The 12,188-nt window shown below is 72.8% G+C and carries 15 protein-coding genes and 1 pseudogene; 8 read left to right on the forward strand and 8 right to left on the reverse strand.

Annotated features, from left to right (window positions below):
- Window positions 1-13 precede the first annotated feature (13 nt).
- Complete coding sequence (locus IEZ00_RS36070; protein ID WP_229794840.1) at window positions 14-259, forward strand: hypothetical protein; 246 nt, start codon at window positions 14-16, stop codon at window positions 257-259.
- A 19-nt stretch (window positions 260-278) separates the two neighbouring features.
- On the opposite strand, the pseudogene IEZ00_RS38045 reads toward IEZ00_RS36070, so the two are convergent.
- From IEZ00_RS38045 to IEZ00_RS00260, 3 genes and pseudogenes are all read right to left on the reverse strand, one after another.
- Window positions 279-332: pseudogene (locus tag IEZ00_RS38045) on the reverse strand (hypothetical protein); the annotation flags it as partial.
- 473 nt (window positions 333-805) lie between these two features.
- A complete protein-coding gene (locus IEZ00_RS00255) occupies window positions 806-1,108 on the reverse strand; it encodes a hypothetical protein (RefSeq protein WP_189220982.1) in 303 nt (100 codons plus the stop codon).
- Window positions 1,105-2,268, reverse strand: a complete 1,164-nt coding sequence (locus IEZ00_RS00260; RefSeq protein ID WP_189220983.1) for an FAD-dependent oxidoreductase — start codon at window positions 2,266-2,268, stop codon at window positions 1,105-1,107. Before IEZ00_RS00260 ends, IEZ00_RS00255 begins: the two co-directional genes overlap by 4 nt.
- 110 nt (window positions 2,269-2,378) lie before the next feature.
- Here IEZ00_RS00260 and IEZ00_RS00265 point away from each other — a divergent pair, with 110 nt between their 5' ends.
- Window positions 2,379-2,975: a TetR/AcrR family transcriptional regulator gene (locus IEZ00_RS00265; protein ID WP_189220984.1), complete on the forward strand. Its 597-nt coding sequence runs from the start codon at window positions 2,379-2,381 to the stop codon at window positions 2,973-2,975.
- Window positions 2,976-3,176: 201 nt separating this feature from the next.
- On the opposite strand, the gene IEZ00_RS00270 is transcribed toward IEZ00_RS00265, so the two are convergent.
- Window positions 3,177-3,791: a TetR/AcrR family transcriptional regulator gene (locus IEZ00_RS00270; RefSeq protein WP_189220985.1), complete on the reverse strand. Its 615-nt coding sequence runs from the start codon at window positions 3,789-3,791 to the stop codon at window positions 3,177-3,179.
- 161 nt (window positions 3,792-3,952) lie between these two features.
- Between IEZ00_RS00270 and IEZ00_RS00275 the strand changes: the two genes are divergently transcribed.
- The 4 genes from IEZ00_RS00275 (at window position 3,953) to IEZ00_RS00290 (ending at window position 6,812) form a co-directional block, all read left to right on the forward strand.
- The gene (locus IEZ00_RS00275; RefSeq protein WP_229794841.1) at window positions 3,953-5,284 is read left to right on the forward strand and encodes an alpha/beta hydrolase family protein; all 1,332 of its coding nucleotides are present in this window, start codon (window positions 3,953-3,955) and stop codon (window positions 5,282-5,284) included.
- A gap of 265 nt (window positions 5,285-5,549) precedes the next feature.
- Window positions 5,550-5,969 carry a VOC family protein gene (locus tag IEZ00_RS00280; protein ID WP_189220986.1) on the forward strand — a complete coding sequence of 140 codons (420 nt, stop codon included), beginning with the start codon at window positions 5,550-5,552 and terminating at the stop codon, window positions 5,967-5,969.
- Window positions 5,970-6,066: 97 nt separating this feature from the next.
- Window positions 6,067-6,453, forward strand: a complete 387-nt coding sequence (locus IEZ00_RS00285) for a hypothetical protein (RefSeq protein WP_189220987.1) — start codon at window positions 6,067-6,069, stop codon at window positions 6,451-6,453.
- Window positions 6,420-6,812: a hypothetical protein gene (locus tag IEZ00_RS00290; protein ID WP_189220988.1), complete on the forward strand. Its 393-nt coding sequence runs from the start codon at window positions 6,420-6,422 to the stop codon at window positions 6,810-6,812. The genes IEZ00_RS00285 and IEZ00_RS00290 overlap by 34 nt, the downstream gene beginning before the upstream one ends.
- 253 nt (window positions 6,813-7,065) lie before the next feature.
- On the opposite strand, the gene IEZ00_RS00295 is transcribed toward IEZ00_RS00290, so the two are convergent.
- The gene (locus IEZ00_RS00295) at window positions 7,066-8,145 is read right to left on the reverse strand and encodes an epoxide hydrolase family protein (protein ID WP_189220989.1); all 1,080 of its coding nucleotides are present in this window, start codon (window positions 8,143-8,145) and stop codon (window positions 7,066-7,068) included.
- Window positions 8,146-8,241: 96 nt separating this feature from the next.
- Between IEZ00_RS00295 and IEZ00_RS00300 the strand changes: the two genes are divergently transcribed.
- Window positions 8,242-8,805 (forward strand): CGNR zinc finger domain-containing protein, encoded by a 564-nt coding sequence (locus IEZ00_RS00300; RefSeq protein ID WP_189220990.1) that lies wholly within the window; start codon window positions 8,242-8,244, stop codon window positions 8,803-8,805.
- A 49-nt stretch (window positions 8,806-8,854) separates the two neighbouring features.
- Here the strand turns inward: IEZ00_RS00300 and IEZ00_RS00305 are convergent, their stop codons facing one another.
- Window positions 8,855-9,487 (reverse strand): TetR/AcrR family transcriptional regulator, encoded by a 633-nt coding sequence (locus IEZ00_RS00305; RefSeq protein ID WP_189220991.1) that lies wholly within the window; start codon window positions 9,485-9,487, stop codon window positions 8,855-8,857.
- Window positions 9,488-9,617: 130 nt separating this feature from the next.
- Here IEZ00_RS00305 and IEZ00_RS00310 point away from each other — a divergent pair, with 130 nt between their 5' ends.
- Window positions 9,618-10,178, forward strand: coding sequence for a hypothetical protein (locus IEZ00_RS00310; protein ID WP_189220992.1), 561 nt, complete (start codon window positions 9,618-9,620; stop codon window positions 10,176-10,178).
- A 49-nt stretch (window positions 10,179-10,227) separates the two neighbouring features.
- Here the strand turns inward: IEZ00_RS00310 and IEZ00_RS00315 are convergent, their stop codons facing one another.
- Both IEZ00_RS00315 and IEZ00_RS00320 read right to left on the reverse strand, forming a co-directional pair.
- The gene (locus tag IEZ00_RS00315) at window positions 10,228-11,214 is read right to left on the reverse strand and encodes an SMP-30/gluconolactonase/LRE family protein (protein ID WP_189220993.1); all 987 of its coding nucleotides are present in this window, start codon (window positions 11,212-11,214) and stop codon (window positions 10,228-10,230) included.
- A gap of 52 nt (window positions 11,215-11,266) precedes the next feature.
- Window positions 11,267-12,136, reverse strand: coding sequence for a helix-turn-helix transcriptional regulator (locus IEZ00_RS00320; protein WP_189220994.1), 870 nt, complete (start codon window positions 12,134-12,136; stop codon window positions 11,267-11,269).
- Between the last annotated feature and the right edge of the window lie 52 nt (window positions 12,137-12,188).

Consider the following 12,188-nt stretch of genomic DNA (forward strand, 5'->3'; position numbering starts at 1 on the left):
CGTCGAGCGGCTGATGCGCGAGAGCAGGCCGCGTGGCCTGCCGCGTGCCAGGTCGTCGCGCACGACACGACCGGCAGCGGACACCAGCAGGCTGGTCGACCTGGTGAAACGTGACTTCACGACCACGCGTGTCAGCGAACTGCGGGTCGCGGGCATCACCTACGTGCGCACCGCCGCCTGCTGGGTCCACGCGACGTTCGTGCTCGATGTGGCCATTCGGCCAGCAGCCAGCACCCGGGCGGGCTGCCATCGGCGGTGACCTCGTCGAGCATGTCCAGCGCCGGCCGCCACTTCTCCTTGTGCCGCAACTCGTCGGGGTCAGCCCGACGCAACCGGCGGAGCTCCGCCCACAGTTTTCACGAAGTGTCGACAGCGATGGCCGGCCGTCCGATGGCGGCAACGCGACCGGCGCACTTCGGAGTTCCTCACCCAACTCGACCGCGTTCGTGCCTTGTTCGCGTGACTCGAGCTCTGACTCAGCTTGCAAGTGTCTCGAACGCCTCACACGGCATTTCCTGAAGCTCCGATGGCAAAGGCGCCAGCCGGATCGAGCACGGAGCGAACAGCTGCGCCGTGGGGGCATCCTGTTGTTCTCGGGGACGGTGGGCCTTCGCGTTGGCCGGGTAGCGCAAGTGTTCCCTGCCTGCGAGCCCGCCGGTTGTCGTACCCGCCGCGGCCGGCCCGCGCCTGCCACCGTCCCGCGAGGTAGTCGAAGGCGATGGAGGGGCGGTGGACGTCGGACGCGGCCGCGGCGGGAACTCCGCTGAGTTGTGCCACCGCGGCGGCTACGACCAGGAAGGTCACCTCATGACGGATTTCCGGGGGTGGGCATGCGGGTGGCCGTGAACGGGACCGTCAGGAAGATCGCCTTCGCTTCGCCCCTCATCGCGTCCCCGTCCAGCGCGGCGGCACACTTGATCTTCGCTTTGAGGGGTGAGGTGATGGAAGCGGTGAAGGTGACCTCGGCACCCCGGAGCTCGCCCTCGCTGATGGGACGGCCGTCGAAGGTGCCGTTCAGGGTTTCGCCCGCCGATCGCAGGACCAGTTCGACGGTTTCCTCACCGCCCCCGGTGAGCATGGTGAGCTGCCACGTTCCGTCGACGTTCATCGGTTGATCTCCTCCTTGAGCTCTCGCATCCTGTCGCCGCCCTCGTGGCTGTCGTCCCGGTCGAACAGGAAACCGGCCGCACCGTCGAGGGCGGTGGACCATTCCGCGGAGCGCGGCAGCATCGTCCCCTCGTAAGCGCGCACGGCCTCGCCCACCGTGTCGGCGCGGGTCAGGGCCAGGGCGAGTTCGCACGCGTCGAGCATCGCCAGGTTGACGCCGACGCCCACCGGCGGCATGAGGTGGGCGGCGTCGCCGAGCAGGGTCGCGGTCGGCGAGTGTTCCCAGGTGTGCGGCGCGGGCAGCACGAACAGGGGGCGGTCGATGTACGGGCCGTCGTTGTCGGCGATCATGCTGAGCACCCCTGGCGACCAGCCGGCGAACTGTTCGAGCAGGTGAGCCCGCAGGCCGGCGGTGTCGTCGATGCTCAGCCCCGCCTCCGAGATCCAGTGCAGCGGGACGCGCTGGACGATGTAGACCCGGATGTGGTCGCCGCTGTTGCGCTGGGCGGCCAGGGCGCGTTCGCCGTCCGTACCGGTCGCGAGGCCGTGGCCGACCAGCTCGGCGATGCCGGGGTGACGCTCCTCGACGTCGTCGAAGCGGGCCTCCAGGAAGTTCACGCCGGTGTAGTGCGGTACCGCGGAGGAGATCGCCGGGCGTACGCGGGAGAACGCTCCGTCCGCGCCGACGACCAGGTCGGTCTCGACCGTGCCGCCGTCGGAGAAGTGCAGCCGCCGAGGTCCGCCGGTGGGGCCGTCGACCGATTCGAGGGCGCGGCCCCACTGCACGGTGCCCGGCGCGAGGGAGTCGAGCAGCAGGTCACGCAGCACGCCGCGGTCGATCTCCGGCTTGTACCGGTCGTCGGGCTCCGGCAGCTGGCGGAACACCACGTTGCCGTCGGTGTCGAAGCGCCGCATCTCCTGGCCCTCCGGGCGGGCGAGGGCGAAGAACTGGTCGAGCAGCCCGGCCTCGCGCAGCGCCAGCTGACCGTCGTCGGCGTGCAGGTCGAGGCTGCCGCCCTGGTTGCGGGCGTGCACGCAGGCGTCGCGCTCGTAGACCATGACCGGGATGCCGTGCCGCTGCAGGATCCGGGCGCACGTCAGGCCGCCGGGGCCGGCCCCGATGATGCTGATCCTGGCCTCGGCCGGTCTGGGGTTCGTCATCGCGTCTTCCTCTCGTGGGTTCGTCGCCCCCGCTACGGTAAACAGAACGATCCCAAAGATGCAACTGTTCCAAGTTTTGACCGAGGCCAAGTTTGGCGTAGAGTGAAGGCATGAGCGACTCGGGCCGGCGGCCTGCGGGTCTGCGGGAGCGCAAGAAAGCGGCCACCCGCAAGGCGATCGCCGAGACGGCACTGCGGCTGTTCCTGGCGCACGGCTACGAGCGAGTGGGCATCCGGCAGATCGCCGAGGCCGCCGACGTCTCCGTGTCGACGCTGTTCAACTACTTCCCCGGCGGCAAGGAAGCGCTGGTCTTCGACGACGAGACGGACAACGAGGCGGCGCTGATCGCCGCCGTGACCGACCGGCCGCCGGGCCGGACGATCACCGAGGCCCTGCGGATCCACCTGACCGGCTTCGCCACGAAGCCGTCCGGCCCCGGATCCCGGTTCGCCGAGTTCCAAGCGTTCGTGCAGCGGACGCCCACCCTGCGGGAGTACAGCCGCACGATGTGGCTGCGCCACGAGGAGGCGCTGGCCCGCACCATCGCCGCCGAGTCCGGCCTGCCCGCGGACGATCTGACGTGCGCGGCCCTCGCTCGCTTCGCCCTGGAGGCGGTGGCCCTCGCCCGCTCCCGCCCCGACCCGGCCGCGGCCTTCACCAGGGCCTGGGAGCTGCTCGACCGCGGCTGGGCAGCGATCACCGCCTGAACCGGGAGCGCGGCCCAGGCGGGAACCACCGGCGAGAAGGGCGCGCCGAGGTCGTCGAGGGCCTTGGCGGCGTTGGCCCTGGCCAGCCGCGGCTGCTTCTCGAACAGCGCCTTCAACGGCTTTCAGCGCCGCGAGCGGCGAAGGAGCGCACAGCGCGAGGCGTTCGCCGCCGGCGCTTCGCTGAGAAACCTCACCGTCCCATCAAGGGTTCTCGGTGAGCGGGCGGGCTCCTCGGAGGAACTGCTGGGCGGCGGTTTCCACGAGGCCGTCGAGGAGTTCCGGCTTGACGATGTTGCCGTTGACGATGGAGGCGATGCCCTGGAGGGTCGCGAACAGGACGATGCCGATCCGCTCCGGGGCGCCCGCTTCGAGGGCGCCCTGCTCCTGCCCCTGCACGATCAGGTCGTTCATCAGCCCGAACGGCGCTTCGGCCGCCTTGATGATCCGCGTCGCGCCCGGTCGGTGCTTGCTGGTGTACATCAGGTCGAGCAGGGCCGCGTTCTCGGTGGCGAAGCGCAGGTAGGCCGTCATGGCGGCGCGCACGCGGGCCGGGAAGTCCGCTCGCGCGGCGGCCAGCGCGTCGCGCAGGGCGGTGTCCAGCCGGGTGAACCCGGCTTCGGCGAGCGCGTCGAGCAGCGCTTGGCGGTCCGCGAAGTGCCTGCGCGGCGCGGCGTGGCTGACGCCGAGCTCTCGCGCCAGGTCGCGCAGTGACAGCTCGTCCGCGCCGCGTTCGCGCAGGTGGCGCTCGGCGGCTTCGAGCAGCGCGGGGCGGAGTTTCCCGTGGTGGTAGGGCCGCTCGTCGGTCGCAGGTGGCACGGCCCCACGGTAGCGGAAGGTATTTCGTTGACAACATAGTTGTCAGTGCCTACTTTGTAGCTGGTGACAACATTCAGAACCGCGGCAGTCCCCTCGGGCCGCCGCTCGGTCGTGCTCGTCCCGCGCGAGGTCGCAACCGCGCTCCACCGAGAGGAACGATCGTGAAGCTCGTGCTCGCGACCGCGCTCGTGGCCGGGCTCCTGCCACCCGCTGCCGCGCCACCGTCCCACGTCGAGGGGGTGCTGCCCAGCGGCGCGGCCTACGTCATGGACGTGCCGAGGAACTGGAACCGGACCGCCCTGCTGTACAGCCACGGCTACACCGCCGACGGCGCGCCGAACCCCGCTCAGAACGCGCCGAGCGCGGCGGTCCGGACCGCCGCGCTCGACCGGGGTTACGCGCTGATCGGGTCGTCGTACGCCGAGACGGGTTGGGCGGTCGAGCACGCGCTACCCGACCAGTTGTCCACTGTGGACGAGTTCGCGAAGCGGTTCGGCAAGCCCCGCAGGACTATCGCGTGGGGCGCTTCGCTCGGCGGCATGATCACCACCGGCCTCGCCGAGCGGCACGGCCACCGGTTCGACGGCGCGCTCGCCATGTGCGGGGTGCAGGCGGGTGCGGTCGCCAGCTGGAACAGCACCCTCGACGCGGTCTTCGCCGTCCGGACCCTGCTGACGACCTCCACCGTGCCACTGGTCGACCTGCCCGACCGGGCCACCGCGCTCGCGTCGGCGGCCGAGCTGGTCCCGGCGCTCGACGCGGCGCAGGCCACGGCCCGTGGCCGGGCCCGCATCGCGCTGGCCTCGGCGCTGCACAACATCCCGGCGTGGACCACCGCCTCGTCGCCGGAGCCCGCTCCCGACGACTACGACACCGCGCAGCGCAACCAGTACGAGCAGCTGCACAACATCGTCCACACGGGACTGTCCGGTCGCCAGGAGGCGGAGACCAGGGCCGGCGGCAACATGTCGTGGAACACCGGGGTGGACTACTCGCGCCTGCTCGCCCGCTCCGCCATCCGCCCCGAAGTCGAGGCGCTCTACGCCCGCGCGGGACTGTCGCTCGCCGAGGACCTCGCGACGCTCGCCGGGGCGCCCCGGATCTCGGCCGACCAGGGCGCGGTGGCGTACATGACCCGGAACCTGACGTTCACCGGACGGCCGCGCACCCCGCTGCTCACGATCCACACCACCGGGGACGCGCCCGTGCCGGTGCAGGGCCAGCGCGCTTACGCCGACGCGGTGCGCGACGCGGGCCACGAGAAGTCGCTGCGCCAAGCTTTCGTGCATCGCGGCGGCCATTGCGCGTTCACCACCGGGGAGATGATGGCGGCGTTGGCCGCGCTGGAGGAGCGGGTGGACACCGGCCGGTGGCCCGACACGGGCCCGAACGCGCTGAACGCGGCGGCGGCACGGCTGGACCCCGGCGCGACGCACGCGTACCGGGTCTACCGGCCTGCGCCGCACCCGCGCCCCTTCGACCTGGCGCGGTGACGGTGGGCTGGCGAGGCGGGGGCGGCCGGCTCGGCCGCCGCACGGGTCACCACGGTCGCCCTCGGCTCCTCTCCCTCTCCGTCCGCGGCGAGCCCGGCAGCGAGGGCGCGCGGCGGCGTCGGGAATCCTCCTGGCTGTGCCCGGAGCCGGGGGCGGCCGATACCCTGGGACGACCGGACGTGGAGGCCCGCCGCCGGGCGGTGGCCCACCCGGAACCGCCCCGCCGACAACCGCCGTGCCACCGGCACGGTTCGAGGGAGAGCGCGTGAAGTCTGTCGTCCGTCACGTCACGCTGAACTGCGGCGCCCCGCACGAGCCCTACGACCTGGCCCTGTTCTGGAGCCAGGTGCTGGGCCACCCGGTGGACGAGGAGGACGTCCCCGGCGACGACGCGGTGGGCCTGGCCCCGCCCGAGGGCGAAGGTCCCACGCTGCTGTTCGTCCGGGTCCCTGACGGCAAGCCCGCCGTGCGCAACCGCGTGCACCTGGACCTGCAGCCGGAGCTGTCCCGCGACGCGGAGGTGGAGCGGCTGCTGGCGCTGGGGGCGAGCTTCGTCGACGACCAGCGCACCGAGGACGGCAAGGGCTGGGTGGTGCTGGCCGACCCGGCGGACAACGAGTTCTGCGTGGAGCGCAGCGCGGCGGAGCGCGCGGCCACCAAGGACGACGACGAGGACGAGGGCTGACCGCCCGCTCGATGAGCGGAAGCCGCCAGGGGAGTTTTCCTGGCGGCTTCCGCGTGTTGTGGTCCCAAGGGCTTCTCGCCACCGTGCGCTGATCCGGATGCCCGACGTCGTCGGCATCCGGATCAACGACGCGCGGCGCGTCTGGGCGGGGAGCGGGAAGCGCCGGCAGAGGGTGGTCACGGACTGGGTGCCCGATGCCGACCACCTGCTGCGGCAGGCGGGGCAGCCGGTGCGGTTCGACCTGGTCCTGGCCGCCGCGAGCGGGTGTGAGCTGCTGGAGGTCAGCCCGTCCGCGCGCTGTTCGACGAGGTCGATACGCCGCGCGAGCTGGCCGATCTCGTTCCGCCCGCGCCTGGTCGGACCGCCGAGCCCGCCCCGACCGCCGAACCCGGTCGAGCGGTCGAGCCCGGCCGGACCGCCGAGGCGGATCGGGCGGGGCAGCCCGCCGACGTGCGGGACGTCGTCGCACGCCAGCTCGCGCTGAGCGAGCGGCTGGTCGAGCTCATGCGGCGGCAGCTGGACGCGCTGGCCGAAGGCGGGTCGGCCCCTGCCGCCGCACTGCCCACGCCCCCGCTGCCCACCGCCGCACCGCCGGTGATCCGCGAGCGGCCGACCGCGGCGCGGCCGGAACCCGCCCACGACCTGCCGTCGTCCACGGGCTCGTCCTGCGACTTCAGCCTGTACTTCTTCGGCGACTGCCCCGAGCAGGACGCCTCCGACAAGTACGCGCTGATCAACGCCACCACCGAGTTCGCCGACCGGCACGACTTCCACGCGGTGTGGCTGCCGGAGCGGCACTTCCACTCCTTCGGCGCGCTGTTCCCGAGCCCGCGTGCAGCCTGATCCGCGTCGCGGAGGAGTGGTCGGTCGTCGTTCACCGGGTGGTCGCGCTTGAGCGTGGGCCGGCATGGAATCGCCATGGCGGTATCGGCGATACCTCGCGAGATCTCCGAGCAGTCTGTCTTTTCTACCGCCTCGGCACCATGGGGCTATTCGCCAGCGGCGAGCACGCCCAGGGCGGAACTGCTCGCCGATCCGGGCCATCACCGGGTTGCCGTGGCCACGGCGGACCGGGTGGATGACGCCCACCCTGCCGTCAGGCCAAGGACATCGCGGTGCGGACTCCGGCGACGTACCGCTCCGGGCGCTCCCACGCCGCGAAGTGCCCGCCGCTGCTCTCCTCCACCCAGGACCGGACGTCGAAGAAGCGCTCCGCGAACTCCCGTGGCGCGTTGACGAGGTCCTTGGGGAAGATCGTGAACGCCGTCGGCGCGACGATCCGCTCCCGTGGCCCCGGACCTGTTTCCGCGTACGGGGTGAACGAGGTGCCGATCGAGCCGCTGACCCAGTACGCCGTGATCCAGGTCAGCAGCTCGTCGCGGGTGAACACCGCCGTGACGTCGCCTCCGCAGTCGGTCCACGTGCGCAGCTTCTCCAGCAGCCAGGCGGCCAGCCCGGCGGGCGAGTCGCCGAGTCCGACCGCCAGGGTGTGCGGCTTGGTCGCCTGCTCCCGCATGTAGCCGCCCTCCCGCGCCTGCCAGCGGTGCCCGTGCCGCACGTAGGCCCGCTCGGCCGGGGAGAGGTCCTCCGGGGGGTCGATCAGGAAGCGGTGCTGCGACACGTCGGTCAAGTGCAGGGCGGCGACCCTGTCGGGGTGCTCCGCGGCGAGCACTTCGGCGACGTCGCAGCCGACGTCGCCCGCGGAGACGACGTAGCGGTCGTAGCCCAGTTCGGCCATCGCGGCGGCCACCGCCTCCGCCATGGCCGCGGCCGACATGCCCGCACCGGCCATGGGGGCCGCAAAGGGGAAACCCGGCAGCGCCGGGGCGACCACGGTGACCTCCGTCAGCAGCGGCAGGACCTTCTCGAACCGCAGCACCGAGTCCGGCCAGCCGTGCAGGAGCAGAACCGGCACGCCACCGGTCGCGCCGCGCTGGTGGATCAGCCGCACGGGGACGCCGCTCAGCTCCCACGGCAGCGCGCGAATCCGCGCCTCGTGCACCCGCCAGTCGTAGTGCTCTGCCCAGTAGGTGACGAGTTCGGCCAGGAAATCACCGTCAACGCCGCGCTCCCAGCCGAATCCCGGCGGCAGCGCCACCCGGCGGTAGGCCCGCAGCCGGGCGCGCAAGTCCTCCAGCACCGGCTGGGGGACGGTTTCGGGTGCGGCACCAGTCATGACGACCTCCGCTCTTCTCACCTGATCAGCGACACCAGTAAAAGCTAACAACGGTGTCGTTGGCGAGCAACACCAGTCTCGTGTTACAACGGTGTCGTGCTGTCGCTGAAGGTGGTCGAGGACTTCCTCAACACCCTCGACGAGCGGACGTTCACGCGACACGGGGAGACCCACGTCCCCGGCGAGCGGCTGACGTCGCCCCGAGCGCTGGCGGACTGGCTGGCGGCCCATGACCTCTCGTCCGGCGACACCCCGTTGCGCACGGCGGACGTGGAGGCCGCCATCGCACTGCGCACGGCGCTGCGACAGGCGCTCGTCGTCGATGCCGAGACCGAGGTCGAGGTCGCATCGGCCCTGCGGGACTACCCGCTGCGACTCGTGCCGGACGCGTCGGGTGGGCTGCGCATCGCCGCCGCGTCCGGCAGGCCGTGGCTGGACGCCGTCGTGGAGACGGTGGCAGGCAGCGCGGCCAGGGGCGACTGGGCACGGGTCAAGCTCTGCGCCGCGCCGGACTGCCGCTGGGCGTTCTACGACACCTCGCGCAACGGCCGTGGCCGCTGGTGCGCGATGGAGATCTGCGGCAACCGCCACAAGACCCGCACCTACCGCGAACGTCGCCACCACGGCGACCGGGAGGCAGGCCCCCGACCGTCGTCGTAATGCCGTCCCACTGGTTCGACGTCGGGTGCGACCGAATTGGACAGTCTACTCAGGACGGTCCGGTCGACCGTTCTTCCGGGGATTTCCCCCCGTCCGCGCCGAGGGCGCGCAACAGCCCTTCGACCCCCTCCAGGAGGGTTTCGCAGATCGGCTCGGGGTCCGACAGGCAGCCCGCGGCCATCGCCCCGTCCCGGAGCATGACGAAGTGCCTGGCGGCGGGTTCGGCGGGCGCGGCCCCGGCGCGGGCGAGCAACTCCGTGACGGTGCGCGAGAACCACTGGCGGTGCGCGAGGACGGCCTGGTGCACGGGGTGCTCCGGGGCGGGGTACTCCGCCGCGGCGTTGAGGAAGGCGCAGCCTCGGAACCCCGGCGACCGGATGCCCTCCGCGATGGACCTGCCGACGGCCCGGACGGCGTCCGGGGCGGACAGCCCGCCGGAGACGGCGTCGTCGACCTGCCGCCGGATGGCCGCGTCGGCTTCTCGCAGGTAGCAGACGATCAGGTCGTCCTTGCCGGGGAAGTGCCGGTACAGCGTGGCCCTGGTCACCTTCGCCTCGGCGACGATCCGGTCCACGCCGACGGAGTGGATTCCCTCGGCGTAGAAGATCCGGGTCGCCGCGGTGAGCAGCCGGGACCGCGCTTGGGAGACCTGACCCTGGGCGTTCGTCACCCCACCCAGCATAGTCGATAGAACGTTCGGTCTTGACGTGGACGGGCAGAGCTGACAACCTTCCGATGAGACCGAACGTTCTCCTCATCGTCTCCACCGCTCGTTGGTCCGAGCGAGCGGAATCACCACCCAAGGAGTTCTCATGAGCGCCAGCGCCGTCGTCACCCCCGAGGCCACTCCCGCGCCCGCCCTCCGACGTCTGTACTTCACCCGCTTCGGGTTCGCCCTGGTCTGGGCGGGCGCGCTGTTCGCGACCGCGTCGACGCTCGGGCCGGTCAGCATCGCGCTGCTCGTGCTGTACCCGCTGTTCGACCTGGCCGCCGCCGTCGTCGACGTCCGGTCGTCGCGCACCGCCGGGCCCGCCAAGGGCCTGTACGCGAACATCGCGATCAGCGCTCTCGCCTGCGTCGGACTCGCCCTCGCCGCCGCCTCCGGCATCCCGGCGGTGTTGCGGGTGTGGGGCGCTTGGGCGGTCGTGTCGGGCCTGACCCAGCTCGGCGTCGGCCTCAGCCGCCGGGCGCTGGGCGGTCAGTGGGCGATGATCGTCAGCGGGGCCATCTCCACCGTCGCCGGGACGTCCTTCGTGCTGCAGGCCGCCCAGCCCGGCGCGTCGCTGGCGAGCCTGGCGGGCTACGCCACCCTCGGCGGCCTGTTCTTCCTCGTCTCGGCGGTGCGCCTCAGCCGCTCGGCCGCAGCGCGCTGACCCGCGCTGACCCGCGCTCGCGGGGCACCAGGTCGGGCGAGCGCGGCCGTCAGCACCGCCGCAGCTCGGCGAGCAGCAGGTTCGAGTCGCCACCGACCAGGTTGGCGCCGTTGGTCACGTAGGCGCGGTTCCCGCGCACGACGACGGCCGTGGTGCCCCGCATTCCGTCCCCGGCGTCCAGCAGGGTCTCCCCGGTGCCGTCCGCGCTCACCCGCACGAGCCTGCTGCTCTGGTTGACCGCGGCGAGGATCTCGGTGCCCCGACCGGTGAAGTCGAAGTCGTCGACGCCCTCCAGGCCACTGGCCCGGACCTCGGCGCGGCCGGGACCGCCGTCCTCGGCCACCGGGATGCGGACGATGGTGCCGCGGTCGGAGTTGCTCGCCCACACCGCGCCGTCGTGGACCTTCAGGCCGTTGGCGCCGAAGAAGTCCACGGGCGCCAGTGCCGGGTCCGCCGACCACACGGAGGCCGCGCCGCCGCGCAGCGGGGCCTGCCAGACCCGCCCGCCGGTCGAGTCGGTGACCAGGAAGCGGTCCCGCTCGTCGTCGACCACCAGCGCGTTCGGCATGGTGTCGGCGGGCAGCGGCACGACGAGCTCGGGCGCACCGGAGCGGCGGAGCCGCCAGACCCCGGTCAGCCCGCCCCGCCCCGAGGAGTAGAGGAAGTGCACGGCGCCGCCGCCCGACCGGACGACCCCGGTGACCACGGGGGTTCCGACGACCGGGGTGGTGCCGCCCCCGTCCGGGGGCAGCGGCATGGTGGCGAGCACCCGGACGGCCCCGGTCCGCTCGACCCGCACCACCTGGCGCGCGGGGATCATGCCGACGACCGCGCCGCCGCCGGGCTCCGGGGCGATGCTCTCGGCGGCCTGCCCCGCCGCCCGGTCGAAGTGGGCGAGGACGCGCACGTCACCCAGGCAGGTGCGGCCGTGGTCGGGGCGCGCTGGGGTCGCGAGAGCCGTCGGGGTCGTGGCGAGCAGGGCGGTGAGCACGAGCGCGGTGGTCCGCCGCAGCGGCTGGACGGATCGTTGGGGCACGGTTCTCCTCCGGTCGTGCGGGCGAGGCAGGGCAGGGCAGGGCAGGATCGGGTCAGCTCGGGAGGTGCCGCTCCGCGCTCCCGGACGGGGTGGAGCGCTCCCCGCCGAGCACGGCCAGCAGTTCCAGCTGCGTCACCGCGGCGCTGCCCGGCGCGGGTGAGTACACGACCAGGCGCTGGTCCTGCCTGCCCGTCCCCAGCACGTCGAAGTCCAGCTCGACCAGCCCGACCGCGGGGTGCAGGATGCGCTTGCGGTCGCCGCGGCGGACCGCGACGTCGTGCCGGGCCCACAGCCGGGCGAACTCCGCGCTCCTCGCGCGCAGCGCCCCGACCATCTCCCGCACCGCCGGATCGGCCGGGCGGGCCGCGAGGGTCGCGCGCAGGTCGTCCACCCGCGCCCGGCTCTCGTGCTCGTGGTCCTCGACGGGGTGCTGCCCGCGCATCTCCGGGTCGGTGAACCACCGGTAGGTGCAGCTGCGGGCGAGACCGCGGAACCGGGTCCACTCCCCCAGCAGCGCGTCCGCCATCCGGTTCTGGGCGAGCACGATGTTCAGGTCGGAGGCGACCAGGGCGGGCAGGCCCGGCAGCCCGTCCAGCAGACGGCGCAGGCCGCGGTCGACGTGCTCGTCACCACCGGCGCGAGGCGGGGCGAGGTGCCCGGCGAGGCGGAGCAGGTGATCGCGCTCGTCGGTGGTCAGCCGCAGCGCGCGAGCCAGCGCGGTGAGCACCGCGACCGATGGCCGCGGCCCGCGTCCCTGCTCCAGCCTGGCGTAGTAGTCCGGTGACATGCCCGCGAGCTGGGCGACCTCGAAGCGCCGCAGCCCCGGCGTCCGACGCCGTCCTCCGGCCGGGACGCCGACGTCCTCCGGCTGGAGCAGCGCGCGTCGGCGGCGCAGGAAGTCTGCGAGGTCGTCCCGTTCCACGCTCCCAGGGTGGTCCTGGCGAGGCGGGACAACCAGGACTCGCCGATACCAC

Origin of the sequence: Saccharothrix coeruleofusca (genome assembly GCF_014648515.1) — a bacterium.
GTDB lineage: Bacteria > Actinomycetota > Actinomycetes > Mycobacteriales > Pseudonocardiaceae > Actinosynnema > Actinosynnema coeruleofuscum.